Annotated in this window: 19 protein-coding genes; 6 read left to right on the top strand and 13 right to left on the bottom strand. The window is 67.0% G+C overall.

What is annotated here, in order from left to right; all coding sequences use genetic code 11:
* Together U5A56_RS31070 and U5A56_RS31065 are read right to left on the bottom strand one after the other, a co-directional pair.
* Nucleotides 1-312: ATP-binding cassette domain-containing protein (locus U5A56_RS31070; protein WP_321926307.1), on the bottom strand; the 312-nt coding region annotated here is incomplete at its 3' end.
* A gap of 11 nt (nucleotides 313-323) precedes the next feature.
* Nucleotides 324-1,445 carry a polyamine ABC transporter substrate-binding protein gene (locus U5A56_RS31065; protein WP_044848636.1) on the bottom strand — a complete coding sequence of 374 codons (1,122 nt, stop codon included), beginning with the start codon at nucleotides 1,443-1,445 and terminating at the stop codon, nucleotides 324-326.
* 241 nt (nucleotides 1,446-1,686) lie between these two features.
* Between U5A56_RS31065 and U5A56_RS31060 the strand changes: the two genes are divergently transcribed.
* Nucleotides 1,687-2,520 (top strand): helix-turn-helix transcriptional regulator, encoded by an 834-nt coding sequence (locus U5A56_RS31060; protein WP_044848637.1) that lies wholly within the window; start codon nucleotides 1,687-1,689, stop codon nucleotides 2,518-2,520.
* A 293-nt stretch (nucleotides 2,521-2,813) separates the two neighbouring features.
* Here U5A56_RS31060 and U5A56_RS31055 read toward each other — a convergent pair whose 3' ends face one another.
* From U5A56_RS31055 to U5A56_RS31035, 5 genes are all read right to left on the bottom strand, one after another.
* Nucleotides 2,814-3,398 carry a YitT family protein gene (locus U5A56_RS31055; RefSeq protein WP_235879183.1) on the bottom strand — a complete coding sequence of 195 codons (585 nt, stop codon included), beginning with the start codon at nucleotides 3,396-3,398 and terminating at the stop codon, nucleotides 2,814-2,816.
* A 472-nt stretch (nucleotides 3,399-3,870) separates the two neighbouring features.
* Entirely contained in the window at nucleotides 3,871-4,344 is a 474-nt protein-coding gene (locus U5A56_RS31050; protein WP_044848656.1) for a hypothetical protein, read from the bottom strand.
* A 155-nt stretch (nucleotides 4,345-4,499) separates the two neighbouring features.
* Nucleotides 4,500-4,967 (bottom strand): sodium:proline symporter, encoded by a 468-nt coding sequence (locus tag U5A56_RS31045; protein ID WP_321926302.1) that lies wholly within the window; start codon nucleotides 4,965-4,967, stop codon nucleotides 4,500-4,502.
* 33 nt (nucleotides 4,968-5,000) lie between these two features.
* Nucleotides 5,001-5,660, bottom strand: coding sequence for a hypothetical protein (locus tag U5A56_RS31040; protein ID WP_044848640.1), 660 nt, complete (start codon nucleotides 5,658-5,660; stop codon nucleotides 5,001-5,003).
* 171 nt (nucleotides 5,661-5,831) lie between these two features.
* Nucleotides 5,832-6,812: a LysR substrate-binding domain-containing protein gene (locus U5A56_RS31035; RefSeq protein ID WP_124530034.1), complete on the bottom strand. Its 981-nt coding sequence runs from the start codon at nucleotides 6,810-6,812 to the stop codon at nucleotides 5,832-5,834.
* Nucleotides 6,813-6,869: 57 nt separating this feature from the next.
* Between U5A56_RS31035 and U5A56_RS31030 the strand changes: the two genes are divergently transcribed.
* The 3 genes from U5A56_RS31030 to U5A56_RS31020 all read left to right on the top strand — a co-directional run bounded on the left by U5A56_RS31030 (nucleotide 6,870) and on the right by U5A56_RS31020 (nucleotide 9,889).
* Nucleotides 6,870-7,772 (top strand): DMT family transporter, encoded by a 903-nt coding sequence (locus U5A56_RS31030; RefSeq protein WP_321926300.1) that lies wholly within the window; start codon nucleotides 6,870-6,872, stop codon nucleotides 7,770-7,772.
* A gap of 574 nt (nucleotides 7,773-8,346) precedes the next feature.
* Entirely contained in the window at nucleotides 8,347-9,501 is a 1,155-nt protein-coding gene (locus U5A56_RS31025; protein ID WP_124523117.1) for a branched-chain amino acid ABC transporter substrate-binding protein, read from the top strand.
* 88 nt (nucleotides 9,502-9,589) lie between these two features.
* Entirely contained in the window at nucleotides 9,590-9,889 is a 300-nt protein-coding gene (locus tag U5A56_RS31020) for a hypothetical protein (protein WP_044848644.1), read from the top strand.
* A gap of 81 nt (nucleotides 9,890-9,970) precedes the next feature.
* Here U5A56_RS31020 and U5A56_RS31015 read toward each other — a convergent pair whose 3' ends face one another.
* Complete coding sequence (locus U5A56_RS31015) at nucleotides 9,971-13,024, bottom strand: FAD-binding and (Fe-S)-binding domain-containing protein (RefSeq protein WP_321926297.1); 3,054 nt, start codon at nucleotides 13,022-13,024, stop codon at nucleotides 9,971-9,973.
* 153 nt (nucleotides 13,025-13,177) lie between these two features.
* On the opposite strand from U5A56_RS31015, the gene U5A56_RS31010 reads away from it, so the two are divergent.
* On the top strand, nucleotides 13,178-14,068 hold the full coding sequence (locus U5A56_RS31010) for a LysR substrate-binding domain-containing protein (RefSeq protein WP_124530026.1): 891 nt from the start codon (nucleotides 13,178-13,180) through the stop codon (nucleotides 14,066-14,068).
* Between the two features lie 24 nt (nucleotides 14,069-14,092).
* Here the strand turns inward: U5A56_RS31010 and U5A56_RS31005 are convergent, their stop codons facing one another.
* Nucleotides 14,093-14,941, bottom strand: a complete 849-nt coding sequence (locus U5A56_RS31005) for a LysR substrate-binding domain-containing protein (RefSeq protein ID WP_044848647.1) — start codon at nucleotides 14,939-14,941, stop codon at nucleotides 14,093-14,095.
* Nucleotides 14,942-15,047: 106 nt separating this feature from the next.
* On the opposite strand from U5A56_RS31005, the gene U5A56_RS31000 reads away from it, so the two are divergent.
* Nucleotides 15,048-15,695, top strand: coding sequence for a LysE family translocator (locus U5A56_RS31000; protein WP_321803951.1), 648 nt, complete (start codon nucleotides 15,048-15,050; stop codon nucleotides 15,693-15,695).
* A gap of 43 nt (nucleotides 15,696-15,738) precedes the next feature.
* Here the strand turns inward: U5A56_RS31000 and U5A56_RS30995 are convergent, their stop codons facing one another.
* From U5A56_RS30995 to msuE, 4 genes are all read right to left on the bottom strand, one after another.
* Nucleotides 15,739-17,187, bottom strand: coding sequence for an APC family permease (locus tag U5A56_RS30995; protein WP_321926295.1), 1,449 nt, complete (start codon nucleotides 17,185-17,187; stop codon nucleotides 15,739-15,741).
* Nucleotides 17,188-17,335: 148 nt separating this feature from the next.
* The gene (locus U5A56_RS30990; protein ID WP_321926293.1) at nucleotides 17,336-18,565 is read right to left on the bottom strand and encodes an SfnB family sulfur acquisition oxidoreductase; all 1,230 of its coding nucleotides are present in this window, start codon (nucleotides 18,563-18,565) and stop codon (nucleotides 17,336-17,338) included.
* Nucleotides 18,566-18,746: 181 nt separating this feature from the next.
* Nucleotides 18,747-19,850, bottom strand: coding sequence for a dimethylsulfone monooxygenase SfnG (sfnG, locus tag U5A56_RS30985; RefSeq protein WP_321926291.1), 1,104 nt, complete (start codon nucleotides 19,848-19,850; stop codon nucleotides 18,747-18,749).
* 35 nt (nucleotides 19,851-19,885) lie between these two features.
* Complete coding sequence (msuE, locus tag U5A56_RS30980; RefSeq protein ID WP_321926289.1) at nucleotides 19,886-20,446, bottom strand: FMN reductase; 561 nt, start codon at nucleotides 20,444-20,446, stop codon at nucleotides 19,886-19,888.
* Between the last annotated feature and the right edge of the window lie 34 nt (nucleotides 20,447-20,480).

The following is a 20,480-nucleotide window of genomic DNA, read 5'->3' as shown; positions in this document are numbered from 1 at the left end:
ATACGACTGGAACATCATGTTGACCGGGCGGCGGTACGGCGGCAGCGACGCGAGGTCCTCGCCGTCGACGAAGATCTTGCCGGAGGTCGCCGTCTCGAGCCCGGCGAGCATGCGCAACAGCGTCGACTTGCCGCAGCCGGAGCTGCCGAGCAGCGCGAACAGCTCGTTCTTCGCGATCGTCAGGTTCACGTTGTCGACGACCGTGCTGTCGCCGAACTTCTTCACGACGTTTTCGATGCGCACGAAGGCGTCGTGCGCGGGCCGGATGCGTTGACCGATGGCGGCCGGCCGGGCGGATACGAAATGGTCCATGATCGTCGCCCTCAACCGCCCGACTTCAGTTGCAGCCACAGGCGGTTCTGCATCCGCGCGATGTCGGCGCTGCGCGGCATCGCGAGCGACGTCTTCGCGATCGCGGCGTCCGACAGGTAGATGCCCGAATCCTGTGCGATCGCAGGCGTCACGAACGCTTTCGCGGCCTTGTTCGCGCTCGGATAGAAGATCTCGTTCGTGATCGCCGCGTTGGTCTTCGGCTCCTCGATGTAGTTGATCCACTTCAGCGCGGCTTCGGGGTGCGGCGCATCCTTCGGGATCGCCATCACGTCGAACCACAGCAGCCCGCCTTCCTTCGGAATCACGTAGCGAATTTCGTACGAGCGCTTCGCGTCGAGCGTGCGTCGCCGCGCGATGCTGACGTCGCCCGACCAGCCGAGCACGACGCACACGTCGTTGTTCGCGAGGTCGTCCGCGTAGCCGGCCGAGCTGAACTGCGTGACATACGGCCGGATCTTCCTCAGCACGTCGTAGGCGGCCTGATAGTCGGCCGGGTTCTTGCTGTTCGCATCCTTGCCCATGTACTGCAGCGCGGCCGCGAACACGGCGTCCGGCGCATCGAGCAACGAGATGCCGCAGCCCTTCAGCTTCGCCGCGTTCGCCGGGTCGAACAGCAGCGCCCAGCCGTCGGTCGGCGCGGCGTCGCCGAGCCGCTTTTTCACGGCTTCCACGTTGTAACCAATGCCCGTCGTGCCCCACGCCCACGGCACGCCGTACTGGTTGCCCGGATCGACCTTCGCGATCATCTTCATCAGCACCGGGTCGAGGTTCGCGAGATTCGGCAGCTTCGACTTGTCGAGCTTCTGGTACACGCCGGCCTGGATCTGCTGCGCGAGATAGTTCGACGTCGGCACGACGATGTCGTAGCCCGAGCTGCCCGCGAGCAGCTTGGTCTGCAGCGTATCGTCGCTGTCGTAGCTGTCGTAGCGGACCTTGATGCCGCTCTGCTTCTCGAAGTTCGGCACGGTGTCCTTCGCGACGTACTCCGACCAGTTGTACACGTTCAGGTTGGTATCGCCCGCTCGGGCGGACAGGCTGGTCGCGACGGCTAGCCCTACCGACGTGACGAGCGCGGCACGCAGGGCCGCGCGACGACGGATACGGATACGCATGGGGATTCTCCTTGTGATGGGTATCGGCCGTGGCGCAAGGTCCGGGTCCGGAACCGCGTCAACGCCGTCAGGCGGTGTTCAGCACAAGGGTCAATGTAGGGATCGCAGCCCGCACCGTCAGTCCCGAAAACCGGGACAAACGTCATCGTTGCTCAGGGCCGTTTGGGTAGATTCCCGCGTAGGCAGTCGAAAATTTTCGTGATACCTGTAGCGCCACCTGAGTTTTTCGACACCCGACGCCATGAGCGCTGCGCTTCCCACCCCCGATCTCCCGCTGAGTCACGTCGCGTTCGTGACGGATACGCTCGGCGATATCGCGCAAGCGATCGGGACGCCGCAGTTCATGCGCGCCGTGTACGACACCCTCGTGCGCTACGTCGATTTCGACGCGGTGCATCTCGACTACGAACGCGGTGCGGCGTCGGGCCGCCGCAGCGTCGGCTGGATCGGCAGCTTCGGCCGCGAGCCCGAGCTCGTCGCGCAGGTGATGCGCCACTACTACCGCAGCTATGCGAGCGAGGACGTCACGTACGCGGCCATCGACAGCGAAAGCGACACGCAGCTGCTGCAGGTGTCATCGCAGCGGGTTGCAAGCGAGCTGCGGCACCTGTTCTTCGACGCCGGCGACATCCACGACGAATGCGTGGTCGCGGGCGTGACGGGCGGCACGCGCTATTCGATTTCGGTTGCGCGTTCGCGGCGACTGCCGCCGTTTTCATTGAAGGAGCTGAGCCTGCTGAAGCACCTGTCTCAGGTCGTGCTGCCGATGGCCTCCGCGCACAAGCGGCTGCTCGGCGCGGTCTCCGCCGACGAGGCGCCGCGCGACGAACTCGATCTCGACCTCGTCGCGCAATGGCTTCCGGAACTGCAGGAACGACTGACCGCGCGCGAGATGCACGTGTGCGCATCGTTCATCCAGGGCATGACGTCGGCGGCGATCGCGCAGTCGATGGGACTCAAGACGTCCACCGTCGATACCTATGCGAAGCGCGCGTTCGCGAAGCTCGGCGTCGATTCCCGCCGGCAGCTGATGGCCCTCGTACTCAGGAATGCATCGCGCCGGCACGATGCGTGAGCGCCCGGCGAGCGCGCCGCTTGACGGTTGCACACGCAACGATACGGCAATACGCCACCGCGCCTCATCACGATTCGACTTTTTTTGGTTCCCTTGACGATGCGCCGTCCATATCGTTCAGCGATTCGTCGGACCTATCGACCAACGGGGGAATCCAACAATGAAACGATTCCGGTCATTCGCGCTGCTCGCCCGTCCGGCCTCGCTCTACGCCGCCGGCAAGCAGTTCTTAGATTCTGCTACGACCACCGCCCTTGTCCGACGCCGTGCCGCGCCGTGCAATCCGCCTGGAATCACTGCGTGATACCTGTATAACGTCCCGGGCGGTGCCATGCCACGATCATTCCGCTCATTGCCACGGCACTGAGCGCCGACCAACCGACACGACTGGCCGGTATCGTCGACATCGACACCAGCAGGATGGTGGCGTCAATGCACATCTGCGTAATGCCCGCGTTGATGCCGCGCTCGCGTTGCAGCCATAGGGTAACGATACCTGTTCCGCCGACACCGACACCGTGCCGCGCAAGCGCGAGAACGCCCATGCCGCACAACGTACCGCCGGTAAATGCTGCAAAAGGCAGACTGACGAACGCAATGGTCAGGGTTACCGGCATCGTCATCAAGGCAAGTGTGATTCCGCAACTCGCGACCGTCGACTTGATCGCGAAGCGCGCCCCCATCACAAAGTAGGCGAAGATGAAAAACGGGATATTCACGAGCGTGAATATCAGGCCGACCGGCAACGGAAAGATATACGCTGCAAGCAGCGCAATGCCCGCAATTCCGCCCGTGACAAGCCCGGCGGCCTTCAGCAGCACCAGGCCGGTTACGACGAATACCATGCCGACGATCATCGCGTAGAGATCCTCGAACAAGGAATGAGGCGTCCCGGTTCTTTCCTGGGGCGTGGAAAAGCTCAATGCCGAGGCAGATTCAGATTTCACGATGGCAAAAATTCACGTCCGATGGCGATTCGATCCCTCCCGGTTCGAACGCGCCGCTTGCTTCAAGTGCGTGCCGCTGTCTCGGATCGGCTCGCCACGAATTTCCGACCGAGGATACTTCCGCATAAAAATGCTGGCAACAGCCCAGGCACCGCTGCCAGGTCGTCATCACGCGGCCACGGTCGGGTGACCTGAGTAACCGTGTTGAGTGTCAAGCCGAGAGGGCGGGATTTCGAGCAGTTAGGTGGGTACGGGCGATGGCATTGAGGTGGGTGATGAGTTTTCGCATTCAGGCCGATCCTGGCTCGATTCCACGTACAGCAAGTTCTGACGGCACCGCCCCATCGCGAAGAAGCGGCACACGCACAGTGCGGCGTGCGTGCGCCGCGCCATGTACGCCGGCTCAATGCCGCCTCATTCCCCCGAACCCGTGCTCACCGCCGACGAACACCGGGCCACGGTGAAAGCCGGTGCCCATCGGAGCACCGACGCGGCCACGCATGCCCCCGTCGAAGTGGCCGACGTGACCGAAGTGGTCGAAGTGATGGCGATGATGGAAACGGTCGATGAAGACGAAGCTGACGCCCGTGCCGACGAACACCGCCGGTCCCCAGTACCAGGGATCGGCGTACGGATAGGCGGTATCCGGATACCACACGATGCTGCCGTCCGTGCTCTGCATCATCTGCCAGGTGCCGTCGCCTTGCCGGCACGCGCGCCCGACGATCTGCTGTTCCGTGCCGTCGATTTCCGCTTGCATGACGACCGCACGGCAGCGGGCGCCTTCGTCCGGCGAGTCGTCATAGGTTTGCGCAAGCACGCACATGGAGCAGCCGAGACAGACGACGCCCATCCCGACCCGAAACAAGTTGCACATGATCGGCTCCTGCATTGTTGCCCCCGACCACCCGAGCCTTGGCGTCACGGACGACGCGCGGCTTCGTATAGGGTCACCCGACCGTTAGACGATGTGGCATGCCCGATTATTCCTGGGGTCGGGATACGCATGCGTGATGCACGAACCGCCGACGATCATGCGCGCGCCGAACGCCGGACGATGCAGTAGACGCCCGCCGCCATCACGCCGAAGACCACATGGGCGACCAGCGTGATCGCGCCGCGCACCGGAACGAACCACGGGAAGATCGCGGTGAACGCGTGCAGGTTGATACCGTAGAGCACCAGTCCGAACGCGCCGCCCGCCACCAGCGCGGCGCCGGGCGACAGGTTGCGCACCATCCTCGCCAGCACGGCCGTATAGGCAAGCGACAACGCGGCATGCACCAGCGTCGCCACGCCCATGATCGTCGGATCGAAGCCCGGGGACGCGCCGAGCAAGGCTCGCCCCATCACGAGGGCGGCCGTCAGGCGCGCGTCGCGCAGCAGGTTGTGAAAGGGGTCTTCTCCGGCGATCGGCCAGAGCAGCAGCTCGATGACGGTCGAGCCGACCGCCGCGCCGAACGCTGCCCAGAGAATCGGGACCGGACCGTTCTGTTTCAATGGTGCTCCGCGATGGCCGCGCGCCGTGCGGACTTACAGCGGGCGTTCGCAATCCGTCCAGTATGCGAACGGATCGCGATGCTTCGGGTAGTGCTCGTCGAGCCACTTCAGCAACGTCGCACGCGCGTTGTCCAGATCGGCCTTCGACGACGACGTCGTCAACTCGTGCACCTCGGCGGATTTTTCCCGGTCCATCACGTAGCAGTTCCAGTCGGGGCCGTCGAGATCCGGATCGTCGGACGCCTTCGACGACTTGCGCCAGCCGACCCCCTTGCGCGCATCGATGTAATAGCGCGGATGCACTTTCAGATACGACAGCTCGCCGCCCTGCAAGCTGCTTTCCGCGCGCAGCACGTCGCGTTCGTCGACGATCTGCGTGACTTCCGGCAGCCGGCGCGAGCGCCAGCCGGCCGGCAGCGTCGCCGTCGCCCGCACGGCGTCGTACGGGCCCCACGCGAGGCCCCAGGCTTCGGCCATGCGCTTCATGAACGCATCCGCGCCCGGATAGCCGCGCAACTGGATTCTCGTCGACAGCGTGACTTCGACGCGGCCGTCGGCGCCGGTCGGGTCGCCTGCCGCTTCGAACGGGTTGCCCGGGCGCGACGCGCGCTGCTGCGCGTCCGCGGGCGCCATGCCCGAAAACAGCTGGTCGAGCGCCGCACGCGCTTTCGACGACTTGTCTGGTCTATTCATTCCTCATTCCCTCTGCATTCGAACGGTTCAACACGCTCGATTCTCGTTAATCTGTCGGGTCCCGCAATTTTCCGCGGTCGCATTGTCGACGATCCGGTAGCCCGGGTCGAGCGGCGGCGCCGTCCGCGCCGCCTGCGTCGCCTGCGTCGCACATCTCGACGCCCGTGCCGCCTATCCCAGCGCGGCCCGCATCCGCTCCATCAGCGCGAGCACCTCCGGACGATTCTCGCCCTTCGCATGCACGAAGTGATACCTGAGCGGCGACTCGACCTCATGCCGGCTCACGCGGACGAGCGCGCTGCGCTTGAGATACGCATCCGCGAGCGGCGTTCGCGCCAGCGCCACGCCGAGCCCCGCCTCGGCCGCCGCGAGCACGAGGTTGTAGTCCTCGAAACGGCGATCCTGCGCGCGCGGCTTGAACGGTATGCCGAGCGCGTCGAACCAGGTGCGCCAACCGGTCACGTCGGAGTCGTGCAGCAGCGGCATCTCGAGCAGCGCGGCGGCGTCGTTGCGACGGCGCCGCGCGGCCAGCTGCGCGGCGAGCCGCGGATGCGCGACCGGATGGAGCGTCTCCGGCATGAACGCGCTGGTTTCGAGCTGACGCCAGTTGCCGCGCCCGTACCGGATCGACAGATCCGCTTCGCCGGCGGCGATGTCCACATTGCGAAGCTCGATGCCGAGCTCGATGCGCAACGCGGGCGCCTCGCTCTCGAGCGCGTGCTGGCGTTCGAGCAGCCAGAGCTGCGCGAATGCCGGCACCACGCTCATCCTGACCAGTCGCGGCGTACGCGGCGAGCGCCACTGGTCGGCCGCGCCGTCGATGATCGCGAATGCCTGTTCGATCCGGCCGACGAAGCGCTGGCCGTCCGGCGTCAGCCGCACGCCGCGCGCATGACGTTCGAACAACGCCATGCCAAGCCAGTTCTCGACGGCCGCCACGCGCCGGCTGATCGCGCCGTGCGTGACGCCGGACGCGTCGGCGGCCGCCAGGAACGAACCCAGACGCGCCACCGCACAGACGGTCTCCAGGCTGGCCAGCGGCGGCCGCGGGCCGGGTGCCGGCGCGACCGACGGCAGCGCGTCCGCCGCATGCTGCTGCGTGCGCGCCGGGCCATCGGCCCGGCGTCGCACCGAGCTGTGAGCCATATTCATACCCGCTGGTTGATCTGTGCGCTAGCTTAACATCTCGCGTCGCCACACCATTGCCGCATGAACACGCTTTCCTCCCCCTCGTCGCGCAGCGCGCGACTGCCGCTCGTCGCGGCCGGCGCGGTGGCGTTCACGATCGTCTCGTGGGCCTCCGCCTTCCCGTTCATCCGGATCGGCCTGCACGGGCTGGCCCCGCTGCAACTCGCGGCCGCGCGCTTCGCGACCGCGGCGGTGCTCGCGATCGCATGGCTCGCGTGGCGGCGGCCTCGCATGCCGGCCAGCGGCGACGCGTTGCGCTTTCTCGTCTGCGGCCTGCTCGGCATCGCACTCTACAACGCGCTGCTCAATACCGGCGAGCAGACCGTGTCGGCCGACGCGGCGAGCTTCATCGTGAACACGCTGCCGATCTTCACGGCGCTGCTGGCGGCGGTGTTTCTGCGCGAACGCTTCAATCGCCGGGGATGGCTCGGCTCGCTGGTCAGCCTGGCCGGCATCGCCGTGATCGCGCACGGCCAGCCGGGAGGCCTCGTGCTTGGCTCCGGCAGCACGCTGATCCTCGGCGCGGCATTGTGTTCGGCCAGCTATTTCGTGCTGCAGCGGCGGCTGATTCCCGTCTACGGCGCGCTGCCCTGCGCCGCGTATACGCTGCTGGCCGGTGCGCTGCTGCTCACGCCATGGTTGCCCGGCGCGCTCGCATCGCTCGGCGGCGGCGCGTCACGCGACACGGCGCTCGCCGTCCTGGTTCTCGGCATCTTTCCCGCTGCGCTGGGTTACGCGACCTGGACCTTCGCACTCGGCTACTTCGGCGCGGCACGCGCTGCCAATTTCCTGTACCTGACACCGGCCGTCGCGACGGTGTTGTCGATGGCGCTGACAGGCGAGCGGCCCGGCATCGAAACGGTGTGCGGCGGCCTGCTGGCAATCGCCGGCGTGATATTCGTGGCCTTGCGCGGACGGACGTAGGCATGCGGCCGCGCCGAACGGCAACGCCGGTTCGGCCAAGCCGAACGAGCCGGCCCCGTCATCTGCAAAGCCGGACGTACACGCTGCGCCGAACGGCCCGTCGCCATGCGCCATTCGCCGACGCGGCCGGGCTTGACCGTTAGTTGCAACAAGCGGATGGCGGCATCTCGAGCAGCGCCACGGCGACGAAACTGTGCAGACAAATCGACCGAACAGTGCCGGATTGATTGCATCGCGCTGTCCATGGTCATTGGGAGCGGCCCGGTCGAATAATCGAAGCAATCGACGGTGCAAGACGCTCACACCTGCGCGACGCATCGCGAAACGGCCGCGCCATCGCATCACATTTGCGCAAGGCCGGGCAATTCGCGGAAGCGGGCGCAAGCGCGTTCGGATATATTCATACGAATTGCGTGTCGCCCGACGCAATCGCCCGCTCGCTCGTGCGAGCCCCGGGCGACATGCAAGCCGGGCCCGTCACGGGTCACGGAGATTCGTCCGGCACACCGACCGCCTCACAAGGGCGCGCGGCAAACCGGACGGCACCAGAAATATCAATCAACGGAGATGGCAGATGGAACGAAGCACTGTCGGCATGCGCTGCAAACCCCTGATCACCGTCGCACTGGCGGCCGCCGCATTTGCGGCCGCGTCGGGCGCGATGGCCGACCAGGTCGTGAAGATCGGCAGCGTCGAACCGACGACGGGCGGCATTTCGCACCTCGGCAAGGACAACGAGAACGGTGCACGCCTCGCGGTGGAAGAAATCAATGCGAAGGGCCTGACGATCGGCGGCCAGAAGATCACGCTGCAGCTCGACGCGCAGGATGACGCGGCCGACCCGCGCCAGGCCACGCAAGTCGCGCAGAAGCTCGTCGACGACAAGGTCGTCGCCGTCATCGGCCACCTGAACTCGGGCACGTCGATCCCGGCGTCGAAGATCTACAGCGACGCGGGCATCGTGCAGATCTCGCCGTCCGCCACGAACCCGACCTACACGCTGCAGGGCTTCAAGACGACCTACCGCGTGGTCGCGACCGACGCGCAGCAAGGTCCGGCACTCGCGAGCTACGCGCAGTCGAAGGGCGTGAAGAGCGTCGCGGTGATCGACGATTCGACCGCGTACGGCCAGGGCCTCGCGAACGAATTCGAGAAGAAGGCGAAGGCGCTCGGCCTGAAGGTGCTGTCGCACGACGCGACCAACGACAAGGCCGTCGACTTCCGCGCGATTCTCACCAAGGTCAAGGGCGAGAACCCGGACGCGATCATGTACGGCGGCATGGACGCCACCGGCGGCCCGCTCGCGAAGCAGGCGAAGCAGCTCGGCCTGCGCGCGAAGATCCTGTCCGGCGACGGCGTGTGCACCGACTCGCTCGCCCAGCTGGCCGGCCCGGCCGCCGACAACGTGCTGTGCTCGCAGGCGGGCGCGGCGCTCGAGAAGATGCCGGGCGGCGCGGCGTTCCTCGCCAAGTACCAGAAGCGCTTCAACCAGGGCATCAAGTTCGATGCGCCGTTCGCGTACGACGCGGTCTACATCGCGGTCGACGCGATGAAGCGCGCGAACTCGACGGACCCGGCGAAGATCCTCGCCGCGATGCCGTCGACGAAATATGAAGGCGTGATCGGCACGACGACGTTCGACGCGAAGGGCGACCTGACGCACGGGATCATCTCGATCTACGGCTACAAGAGCGGCAAGAAGACCTTCCTCGACCAGGTGAAGATGTAACGCCTCGCGACGCCGGCACGACGGGAACGCCACCCGTTTGCGCCGGCGTCGCGCGGGGCCGATTCAAGTTTTGCGGAGATGAGGCGACATGTGTGCAATGGCGTATGCGGAATTTCAACAGGAGTTGAAGAAAGCGCAGTTGACGGCGCGCGAGTTCGCCCGGCTGATCCGGATGAACGAAAGTTCCATCACGAACTATTCGAGCAAGGGCACCGTCCCTTCCCACCTCGCGGTCATCGCGACACTCATCGGCGCGCTCGCCGCGCACGAGATCGATTTCCGGCACGTGATCGGCAAGACGGGCATCGAGCCGAAACGGCCGCGTGGCGTCGGCGCGTTTCCGGCGGCCAAGCCGCGCACGCGAAAGACCGCGAAAGCCGGCTCCTGAGCCGCAGCGGTCGGTAGCGGCATCGTCGGTGCCGCTCGACACCGTCACGCGCGCTGCCGCGCCGCGCTCGCGGCCCGCCCGTCACGCCGCCGCACGCACGTGCTCGAGCAGCGCCTGCAGCGGATGACGCACCTGCCGCGCGGACATGCGCTTCACCTGGCTGCGGCACGAATACCCGGTCGCCAGCGCTTCACCCTCCACTTCCGGCGCATCGACATGCGCGGCCCACGATTGCGCATAGATCGTGCGCGACGTCTGCAGGTTGCGCGCCTCGTGCCCGTAGGTCCCCGACATCCCGCAGCACCCTGCCGCCTGAACCGCCAGGCGCAACCCGCGACGCGCGAACACCTGCGCCCACTGCTTGCCGCTGTCGGGCGCGTTGGTCTTCTCGGTGCAATGCGGCAGCAGCCGGTACGCTGCCGATACGCCGTGCGCGCCCGCCCCGGCCTCCGGCATCGCGTCCAGCAACCACTCCTGCGGCAGCGCGACCTTCGGCACGTCGGCGAGCCCCGTCACCTTCAGGTATTCCTGCCGATACGTGAGCGTCATCGCCGGATCGAGGCCGACGAGCGCGACACCCGAGCGCGCGAGCGCGGCCAGTTGCGTCGCATTGCGAATCGCCGCCTGCCCGAACGCGCGAAGAAAGCCCTGTACGTGCAGCGCCTTGCCGTTCGGCGCGAGCGGCGCGAGCCACACCTGGAAGCCGATACGCGCGGCCAGTTCGATCAGCGTCGCCAGTTGCTCGGTGTCGAAATAACGCGTGAACGTGTCCTGCACGATGACGACGCTGCGTGCGCGCTGCGCATCGCTCAACGCGGCGAGCGCCTGCGGCTCGGCCGGCCGCACCTTCCATTGCCGGATCACGGCCGCGAGGTCGAAGCGGCTCAGGAGCGGACTATCGACCATGCCGACGTGCCGCTCGAGCAGCGTGCGCACCCAGCCGGCGCGCATCAGGCCGTTGTACAGCGCGGGCACGCGCGCCATCCACGGCATCGTGAATTCGAGCGAGCCGATCAGGTAGTCGCGCAGCGGCCGCAAGTAGCGCTGGTGATACAGCTCGAGAAAGCGCGAGCGGAACTCGGGCACGTTGACCTTGACCGGGCACTGCCCCGCGCACGACTTGCACGCGAGGCAGCCGGCCATCGCGTCGTACACCTCGTGCGAAAAGTCGGCTTCGCCGTTGCGCGCCGCGCGGCTGTTGCGCCAGCGTTGCGCGAAACCGCGCAGGAACGGCTGTCGCGCACGCGCGGCCGCGACGACGTCGACGCCGGCCTGTCCTTGCAGACGCAACCATTCGCGCATCAGCGACGCGCGCCCCTTCGGCGACTGCACGCGTTCACGCGTCGCCTTCCACGACGGGCACATCGCGTCGTCCGGATCGAAGTTGTAGCACGCGCCGTTGCCGTTGCAGTGCATCGCCGTGCCGTAACTCTGCCACACGCGCTCGTCGATCTGCCGGTCGTGATCGCCGCGCGTGGGCACCTCGTCGATCTTCAAGAGCCGCAGCGTCGGCGCCGGCGGCGTCGCGATCTTGCCCGGGTTGAACTGGTTGTGCGGATCGAACGCGGCCTTCAGCTGCTGCAGCGACGGATACAGCTCGCCGAAGAACGCCGGCGCATATTCGGAGCGCACGCCCTTGCCGTGCTCGCCCCATAACAGGCCACCATGCCGCTGCGTGAGTTCGGCCACCGCGTCCGACACCGGCCGCACCAGCGCGGCCTGCTTCGGGTCCTTCATGTCGAGCGCCGGACGCACGTGCAGCACGCCCGCGTCGACGTGGCCGAACATCCCGTACTGCAACCCGTGGCCGTCGAGCAGCGCGCGGAATTCGGCGATGTACGCGGCGAGATTCTCGGGTGGCACCGCGGTGTCCTCGACAAACGGCTGCGGGCGCGCCTCGCCCTGCACGTTGCCGAGCAGGCCGACCGCGCGCTTGCGCATCGCGTACACGCGCTTCACCGCGTCGTCGCCGGTCGCGAGCGTGTGGCCGAGGCGCTCGACGCTCGTGTCGGTGCGCAAATGCTCGACGAACGCACGCACGCGCGCATCGACGTCGCCGGCGTCGTCGCCGCAGAATTCGATCAGGTTGATGCCGAGCGTCGGACGCGCATCGTCCTGCGGGAAATACTCGGCCACGCTGCTCCACACGAAGTCCTTCATCGCGAGCATCAGCACCTTCGAGTCGACCGTCTCGATCGACAACGGCTCGAGTTCGAGCAGCGCACGCGCATCGCGCAGCGCGTCCATGAAGCCGGCGTAGCGCACGTTGACCAGCACCGAATACTTCGGGATCGGCAGCACGTTCAGCTTCGCCTCGACCACGAAACCGAGCGAGCCTTCGGCGCCGCACAGCACGCTGTTCAGGTTGAAGCGGCCGTCCGGTTCGCGCAGGTGCGCGAGATCGTAGCCGGTCAGGCAGCGATTGAGCTTCGGAAACTTCGCGTCGATCAGCGCGGCCTTTTCGTCGCTGATGCGGCGCGCGGTGCGATAGACCTTGCCGACCCGGTCCTGCCGTGCGCAGCGGCGTTCCAGTTCGTCGTCCGCGAGCGCGTCGCTGTGCAGCTGCTCGCCGCCCATCAGCACGAAGTCGAGCGCGAGCACGTGGTCGCGTGTCTTGCCGTACGTGCAGCTGCCCTGCCCGCTCGCGTCGGTGTTGATCATCCCGCCGACCGTCGCGCGGTTCGACGTCGACAGCTCGGGCGCGAAAAACAGGCCATGCGGCTTCAGCGCGGCGTTGAGCTGGTCCTTGACGACGCCCGCCTGCACGCGCACCCAGCGCTCGCCGGCATTGATTTCGAGGATCCGGTTCATGTTGCGCGACAGGTCCACGACCACGCCGTCGGTCAGCGACTGCCCGTTGGTGCCCGTGCCGCCGCCGCGCGCCGCCACCGCAACGTCGCGGTGCACGGGTTCGGCGAGCAGGCGCGCGAGCAGCCGCACGTCGTCCGCATGCGCGGGGCAGATCACCGCCTGCGGCAGGCGCTGGTAGATCGAGTTGTCGGTCGCCTGGACGGTCCGGTTCGCATGGTCCGCGCGGATTTCGCCGGCGAATCCGGCCGCCTGGAGGGCGGCGAGAAAGTCGCGGTAACGCCCCTCGGGCGGGCTGGCGGGACGGGGCAACGGAGCGATCGGCATGGGATGAAAGCGCAATGTGGAGGGAGCCGGTGCGCGACCTCGATCTAAAACATGAGTTTTGAGCAAGATTCCACGCAGCCCGGAAATCCAGTATCGTGCGAATCAGCGCGAGAAACAAACGAATTCTCCCCCGGCAAAACTTGCATAAAACTCATGAATTACCGTCGCCTGACCCCGTCCATGTCGCTGCTGCTGGTGTTCGAGGCCGCCGCGCGCCACGAAAGCTACACGCGTGCGGCCGACGAGCTGTCGCTGAGCCAGAGCGCGATCAGCCGGCAGGTCCAGACGCTGGAGGATCAGCTCGGCGTGCCGCTGTTCCGGCGTGAAGGCCGCTCCGTGAAGCTGACGGAAGTCGGGCGGCGCTACTTCGTCGAGCTGAGCGGCGCGCTCGGGCGCATCCGCGGCGCGACGCTGCAGGCGATGTCGCACCAGGCCGGCGCCGGCACGCTGCGGCTCGCGACCTTGCCGACCTTCGGCTCGAAATGGCTGCTGCCGCACCTGCACGATTTCTATGCCGCGCATCCGGGCGTGACCGTGCACCTGCATTCGCGGATCGGCGGCATCGACTTCCACACCGACGATCTCGACGCGGCCATCACCGTCGGCGCGGGCGACTGGCCCGGCCTGCACGCGCACCGGCTGTACAACGAGTTCCTGATCGCGATCGCGAGCCCCGAGTCAGTCGGGCGCCGCAAGGCGGCTCCGCGTGCGCCGGCATGGGCGGCCGGGCAGACGCTGCTGGGCGTGACGAGCAATCAGCACGCGTGGGCCGAATGGTTCTCGCATTTCGGGCTCGATCATCGCGAGATGCGCATCGGTCCCAGTTTCGAGCTGACGTCGCACCTGATCCAGGCCGTGCGGGCGGGAATGGGGATCGGCCTCGTGCCGAAGGTGCTGGTGGAAGACGAGCTCAGCCGCAACGAGCTCGTATCGATCGGCGATGCGATCACCAGCCAGCGCAGCTACTACCTCGTGTATCCGCCGGAAAACGACACGCTGCCGTCGCTGGTCGCGTTTCGGGAATGGCTGCTGAAATCGTGCTGACGCGCAGGCAGCCGCGCGGCGCGCTCACGCGCGCCATTCATCGAGAATCTGTTCGGCGAGGTAGTCGCACAGCGGGCGCGCCGATTGCGCGCTGCGCGCCAGCACGACCTCGATCGCGTCGAGCGGCGGCAGCCCTTCGTTCTGCGACAACCGGACGAGATGCGCGGGAATGCTGCAGCGCGCGAGCGGCGCGATCGCGAGGCCGGCCTCGACCATGCTGAGCAAGCCGAGGAAGCTCGGGCTTTCGTATGACATCCGGAACGGAATCTTCTGCCGGTTCAGCGCCTTGAGCGCGTGATCGCGCGCCATGCTGCCGTGCGTGAAGAGCGCGACCGGCAGCGGCCGCTCTTCCCATACGTTCCGTTTCGCCGAGCCGGTCCACACGATCGGCTCGCGCCGCACCAGCTCGCCGGTCACGCCCTTGATGCGCGTGAGGCAGGCCAGATCGATGGTGTTGTCCTTCAGCATCGGCACCAGCGCGCTGCTCGGCTGGCCGATCACGCGCACTTCGACGCGCGGATGCATCGCGGCGAACTTGCCGAGCACCTGCGGCAGCAGCGACGAGATGTAGTCGTCCGGCACGCCGATCGTCACGCGCCCGCGGATCTCCGGCCGCACGACCGACGCCCACGCCTCGTCGCGCAGTGCCAGCATCCGGCGGCCGTATTCGGCGAGCATGCGGCCGTCGTCGGTGGCCGTGACGTTGCGCGTGTCGCGGATGAACAGCGGCTTGCCGAGTGCATCCTCCAGCGCCTTGATCTGCATGCTCAGCGCCGACGGCGACCGGTGCACCGCCTGCGCGCCCTGCGCGAACGAGCCGGACTCCGCCACGGCCACCACCATCGCCAGCACATCGAGGTCGAGCTTTTTCATGTCATTCAGAAAATCTGATCAATCGATTCAGTTTATCCCGTTTTACTGTCCTCCTCCAACGCCGGACAATGGACGTCATCGACATTCATCGCGGGAAGCTGTAACCATGCATACCTCCGGCTCGCTCTACGGATTCCTGGTCATCGGCGGCATGCTCGCGATCACGCCGGGGCCGAACATGGTCTACGTGATGTCGCGCTCGATCGCGCAAGGGCGCACCGCCGGGCTGATTTCGCTGGCCGGCGTGACGGTGGGCTATCTGTTCTACATGTTCGGCGCCGCGTTCGGGATCACGACGCTGTTCCTGAGCGTGCCGTACGCGGGCACCGTGCTCGGCGTGGTGGGCGCCGCGTATCTGCTCTACCTCGCGTGGCAGGCCGTCCGGCCCGGCGGCCGTTCGCCGTTCGAAGTGAAGACGCTGCCGAACGAGCAGCCGCTGCGGCTGCTCGCGATGGGCGCGACGACCAGCGTGCTGAATCCGAAGCTCGCGATGCTGTTCGTGTCGCTGCTGCCGCAGTTCATCGATTACCGGCAAGGCAGCGTGTTCGGCCAGTCGCTCTTTCTCGGTTCATTGCTGATCGCGGCGTTCGTGTCGGCGAACGGACTGGTCGCGATCGGCTCGAGCGGCATCGCGAAGTTCCTGCACGGGCGGCCGGCGCTGCTGCTCGCGCAACGCTGGGCGATGGGCGCGGTGCTCGGCGGCCTCGGCGTGCAGATGCTCGTCGAGGCGTCGAGCATGGCGGGTGCGGCGTGACGGCCGCGATGCACGTACCGATGTACATCGCGCCGCCGCGCATTCACTTCGTCAGCAATTCGGCCTCCAGGTCGCGCAGCCGCTCCGGAAACCGCACGCGCAGCACCACGAACCACGCGAGCCCGACCGCCAGCAACGCGACGAACACGTAAGGCAGCCATGCATAGACGCCGTCCGGCACCGGATACACGCTGCCGGCGAGCGGAATCGCGAGCAGCACGACCGCGATAACGCTGATCGCGACGTGCCGCGCGCGAAGCCTGCGTTGCCGACGCAGATAGAGCGGCGCGCCGATCGCGACCAGCACGTAGGCGAGCAGCCAGCCGTAGGTGGCGATCGAGCTGAGATAGCCGTACGAATCCAGCAGCGCCGTGCCGCGTGCGGTCAGCACCAGCGCCGTCGCCAGCGCGAGCACCGCGATCAGCGCGACCGCGACGTGCGGCGTCGCGTTCGTCTCGTGCGCGCGCCCGGTCGACGCATGCAGCACGCCCTGCCGCCCGAACGTGTAGACGATGCGCGCCGCCGCGTTGATCGACGAGAAGAATGCCGCGAAGAAGCTGAGCGCCACCCCTGCGTCGATCAGCACCCCGACCCACCCGGCGCCCAGCCGATGCGCGAGCACCGCGAGCGGCCCGTCGACGCGATCGAGCGGCGGCGTCTGCCCGTGGAATGCGCCGACCATCCCGTACGCGCCGACCACGAACAGCAGCGCCGGCCCGACCACGCTGATCAGCACCGCACGCGGAATCGCGCGGAACGGGTCGCGCGCCTCGGCGCCGAGCACGGTCGCGCTCTCGAACCCGGTGAAGCTGAAGAACGCCAGCACCATCCCGAGCTGCAGCTGCGTCGGCTTCACGCCTTCGAGCGTGAGCTGCGTGCGATCGACGGGATGACCGCCGAATGCGATCGTTCCGATCACGACGGCGGCGATCAGCAGCAGCGTCGCGAGCTCGACGAACAGCGTGAAGCGCGTGGACAGCCGGATGTCGCGAAACGCGATGTACCACGCGGCAAACGCGGTGACGACCGTGAGGCCGAGCACCGTGCCGAGCGGCGTCGCGGCGCCGAGCAGCCCCGTTTCGCGGCCGAGCACGAGAAACGTGTTGATCGTGCCCTGCAGGATGCCCGCCGCGGCCACCGCATAGGCGATCAGCAGCGACCAGCCGCAGATGGCGCCCCAGGTCGGCCCGATGCCGGCCGACACGTATGCATACAGCGCGCCCGGCGACGCCGAATCGCGCGCGAACACCGAGATGCTCCACGACGAGAACAGCAGCGCGACGATCGCGAACAGGTACGCGAGCCAGGTGCCGTTGCCGGCCGTCGCGAACACGGCGGGAATCAGCACGCCGATCCCGCCCGACACGCCGACGAGGCCGATCGACTGCGCGATCAGCTCGGGCAGGCTCAGGTAATTGCGCCGCAGGCCGCCTGCCTGCGGCGCGGTGCCCGGCGCGGGCAGCGCCTGCGCGGGTGTGGCTGGATGACTCATCGATTCACCTTGTCATGATTGAGGCGGCGCGGCGTGTGCCGCGTCAGTGGCATGGCCTCGACGCGGGCCGCTGCGTGCGCCCGTACGAAAATGCGCGCCGCGGCGCGCATCGGAACCACGTCGCGGCGACGACGCCGGCGCGGGTTCGTCAGTTCCACGAATGGCGCGCGGGCTTCACGCCGTTGAGGTAGTAGTTGCCGACCGCGTGGTATTTCCAGCGCACGGGATCGTGCAGCGTATGCACGCGCGCGTTGCGCCAGTGGCGGTCGAAGTTGTATTTCGCGAGCGTCGACTTGCTGCCGCCCAGTTCGAACAGCTTGCTCGCCGCGAGCAGCGATACCTCGGTCGTCGCGATCTTCGCCTCGCCGACGGCGATCGCGGCCTGCGCGACCGTGTCCTCGTCAGGCTCGCGCTTCGCGACGTCGACGAAGCGCCCCGCGCGCGCGAGCAGCGCTTCGGCCGCATGCACGCGGTACGCGATGTCGCCGATCTGCGCGATCGTCAGCGGGTCCTCGCTCGCGCGTTCGACGCCGCTGTCGATCCAGGGCCGCGCATGCTGCTGCACGAATGCGATCGTGTCCTGCAGCGCGGCGCGCGCGATGCCGAGATCGATCGCGGCCGTCGTGATCTGCGCGAACGGGCCCGCGAAGGTCGGGCGATCGTACGAACGCTGCGTGTGGAAGATCTCGAACGCGCTCACGCGCACGTTCTCGGCGATCACCGTGCCGCTCGCGGTGGTGCGCTGGCCGAAGCCGCTCCAGTCGTCGACCACGGTAAGCCCCGGCGCGCCCTGCCGCACGAATGCAAGTACCGCCTGGTCCGCCTCGTCGAGGGCCAGCACCGGAATCCAGTGCGCGAACAGCGTACCGGTCGAGTAGAACTTGCGGCCGTTCAGCACGAATCCGTCGCCGTCGCGGCGCACGCGGGTCCGGATGTCGAGCACGTTCTTGCCGCCCGCTTCCGAAAACGCGTTGCCGTAGCGCGCGCCCTTCAGCACGAGATCGAAGAAGAAGCGCTTTTGCGCATCGTTGCCTTCGAGACGAATATCCTCGATCAGGCAGTAGTGATTCTGCGGAATCTGCCCGATCGACGGGTCCGCCTGCGAGACGATCGCAATCACTTCCGCGAGCGTTACGTTCGACACTTCCGCGCCGCCGTATTCGCGCGGCACGGTGATCCCCCACAGTCCGCTCGACGAGAACAACTCGATTTCGTCGTACGGCAGCTTCCGTTCGCGATCGCGCAGCGCCGCATGTTCGGCGAGTCGCGCCGCGACCCGATGCGCGACATCGAGCGCCTCGGCATCGGAGCCGATGACGGGAACCGGCACAGCGTCTGCTTGCGGTCGTGTGTTTTCTTCGATGATTTCCGTGGACATGGAATTTCCGGCAAGAATCGTCATGGATCGACGGCGCCGCGCAGGCATCCGTCGACCGCCTGTTCCGATAGGCGAAGCGTCGGGCGGCTCACCTGCGATGCTCATCGCAGGCCGACCGTTCGCCCGCCCGGTGCGCGCCCTGTCTCAGCGCCGCGGCGCCTCAGCGCGCAGGCGCCGCGCATCACGCGGCAACCGTCTGCCGCTGCGCTTCCAGTTCGCGCACGAGCGGCAGCACGCGCTTGCCGAAGTACTCGACTTCCTCGATGAAATGCAGGAACCCGGCGAGCACGAGATCGACGCCGATCGCCTTCAGCGCGACGATCCGCTCGGCGATCTGTTGCGGCGTGCCGATCAGGTTCGTGCGGAAGCCGTCGTTGTACTGCACGAGATCCTCGAACGTGGATTTCGCCCAGTTGCCCTCGCCTTCCGGCGACGCCTTGCCGGCCTCCTTCACCGCATCGCCGAACGCATTCACCGCCTCGACATGCGCGTGCCGGATGATGTCGTCGAGCACGGCCTTCGCCTCTTCCTCGGTATCGCGCGCGATGATGAACGCGTTGACGCCGATCCGCACGCGATGGTTGTTCGCGGCGGCCTTCGCGCGGATGTCGTCGATCTGCGCCTTCAGGTTCTCCGGCGTATTGCCGTTCGTGAAGTACCAGTCCGACACGCTCGCCGCGTTGTCGCGTGCCGCGCGCGAGCTGCCGCCCTGGAAGATCTCCGGGTGCGGTTTCTGCACGGGCTTCGGACTCAGCGTGTAGTCGTTGAAGCGGTAGAAGTCGCCTTTGAACGTGAAATTGTCCTGCGTCCAGATGCCCTTCAGCGCCTGGATGAATTCCTTCGAGCGCCGATAGCGTTCGTCGTGCTCGAGCCACGGCTCGCCGATCGCGGTGAACTCGCCCTTGAACCAGCCGCTCACCACGTTGATCGCAATGCGCCCGTTCGAGATGTGGTCGATCGTGGCAAGCTGCTTCGCGACCACGGCCGGATGCCACGGCCCCGGCAGGATCGCCGCGAGCACCTTGAGCTTCGTCGTCGCGTGCAGCAGCGCCTGGCTGAACGACACCGACTCGTGCTGGTATTCGGCGCCGTAGCCGGCCGTGAAGCGGATCTGGCTCAACGCGTAGTCGAAGCCGGCTGCTTCGGCCGTGCGAGCGAGTTTCTGGTTGTATTCGAGGCTCCAGTCGGTACGCTGCTCGATCGTGCTGACGACGAGGCCGCCGCTGACGTTCGGCACCCAGTATGCGAATTTGACGCCGTCGGCCGAAGATTCGTGAATGCTCATGAGAAGTCCTGATCCAATGGAAAACGAGAGACGGGCTACGCGGCCGCGGCGGCAAGCGCGCGCGGACGCAATTGCGGCACCGCACGCTCGACCGCGAGCGAGATGCGTGCGCGCAGTGCGGGGTTCGCGATCTCGTAGCGGTCGAAATCGCTTTCGGCCGCATACACGCCGATCGGCAGCGTGCGCGCCTGGAAGAAGCTGAAGAGCGGCCGCAGCTGATGGTCGATCACGAGCGCATGCCGCTCGCTGCCGCCGGTGGCCGCGAGCAGCACCGGCACATCGACCAGCGACTCGTGATGCACGAGATCGAACAGGTGCTTGAAGAGGCCGGTGTACGACGCGCGATACACGGGGCTCGCGACGACGAGCGCATCGGCCGTCTCGATCGCGCGGATCAGCGCGTCGAGATCGGGCGGTACCTGCGCGCGCTTCAGCGCGCCGGCCAGCCGGCTGCCGATTTCGCCGAGTTCGATCGACCGTGCGTCGATCGGCACGGCATCGCCGAGCGCGCTGACGATCGCGTTCGTCAGCGCCAGCGTGCGTGACGGCCGCTGCAGGCCGCCCGAGATGGCGACGACGTTGAGGGTATTGCTCATGCCATGCGTTCCCGTTGTCGAGCTGCGCGTTGCC

The sequence above is a fragment of the Burkholderia sp. BCC1998 genome, assembly GCF_905339875.1.
Classification (GTDB): Bacteria; Pseudomonadota; Gammaproteobacteria; order Burkholderiales; family Burkholderiaceae; genus Burkholderia.
Note: the sequence above shows the minus strand (reverse complement) of the source record. Positions and strands in the feature narration are given on the sequence as shown.

Coding starts and splice junctions, on each gene's coding strand:
- U5A56_RS31065 (WP_044848636.1), bottom strand. CDS start 1,445: ATGCGTATCCGTATCCGTCGTCGCGCGGCCCTGCGTGCCGCGCTCGTC.
- U5A56_RS31060 (WP_044848637.1), top strand. CDS start 1,687: ATGAGCGCTGCGCTTCCCACCCCCGATCTCCCGCTGAGTCACGTCGCG.
- U5A56_RS31050 (WP_044848656.1), bottom strand. CDS start 4,344: ATGTGCAACTTGTTTCGGGTCGGGATGGGCGTCGTCTGTCTCGGCTGC.
- U5A56_RS31040 (WP_044848640.1), bottom strand. CDS start 5,660: ATGAATAGACCAGACAAGTCGTCGAAAGCGCGTGCGGCGCTCGACCAG.
- U5A56_RS31035 (WP_124530034.1), bottom strand. CDS start 6,812: ATGAATATGGCTCACAGCTCGGTGCGACGCCGGGCCGATGGCCCGGCG.
- U5A56_RS31030 (WP_321926300.1), top strand. CDS start 6,870: ATGAACACGCTTTCCTCCCCCTCGTCGCGCAGCGCGCGACTGCCGCTC.
- U5A56_RS31025 (WP_124523117.1), top strand. CDS start 8,347: ATGGAACGAAGCACTGTCGGCATGCGCTGCAAACCCCTGATCACCGTC.
- U5A56_RS31020 (WP_044848644.1), top strand. CDS start 9,590: ATGTGTGCAATGGCGTATGCGGAATTTCAACAGGAGTTGAAGAAAGCG.
- U5A56_RS31015 (WP_321926297.1), bottom strand. CDS start 13,024: ATGCCGATCGCTCCGTTGCCCCGTCCCGCCAGCCCGCCCGAGGGGCGT.
- U5A56_RS31010 (WP_124530026.1), top strand. CDS start 13,178: ATGAATTACCGTCGCCTGACCCCGTCCATGTCGCTGCTGCTGGTGTTC.
- U5A56_RS31005 (WP_044848647.1), bottom strand. CDS start 14,941: ATGAAAAAGCTCGACCTCGATGTGCTGGCGATGGTGGTGGCCGTGGCG.
- U5A56_RS31000 (WP_321803951.1), top strand. CDS start 15,048: ATGCATACCTCCGGCTCGCTCTACGGATTCCTGGTCATCGGCGGCATG.
- U5A56_RS30995 (WP_321926295.1), bottom strand. CDS start 17,187: ATGAGTCATCCAGCCACACCCGCGCAGGCGCTGCCCGCGCCGGGCACC.
- U5A56_RS30990 (WP_321926293.1), bottom strand. CDS start 18,565: ATGTCCACGGAAATCATCGAAGAAAACACACGACCGCAAGCAGACGCT.
- sfnG (WP_321926291.1), bottom strand. CDS start 19,850: ATGAGCATTCACGAATCTTCGGCCGACGGCGTCAAATTCGCATACTGG.
- msuE (WP_321926289.1), bottom strand. CDS start 20,446: ATGAGCAATACCCTCAACGTCGTCGCCATCTCGGGCGGCCTGCAGCGG.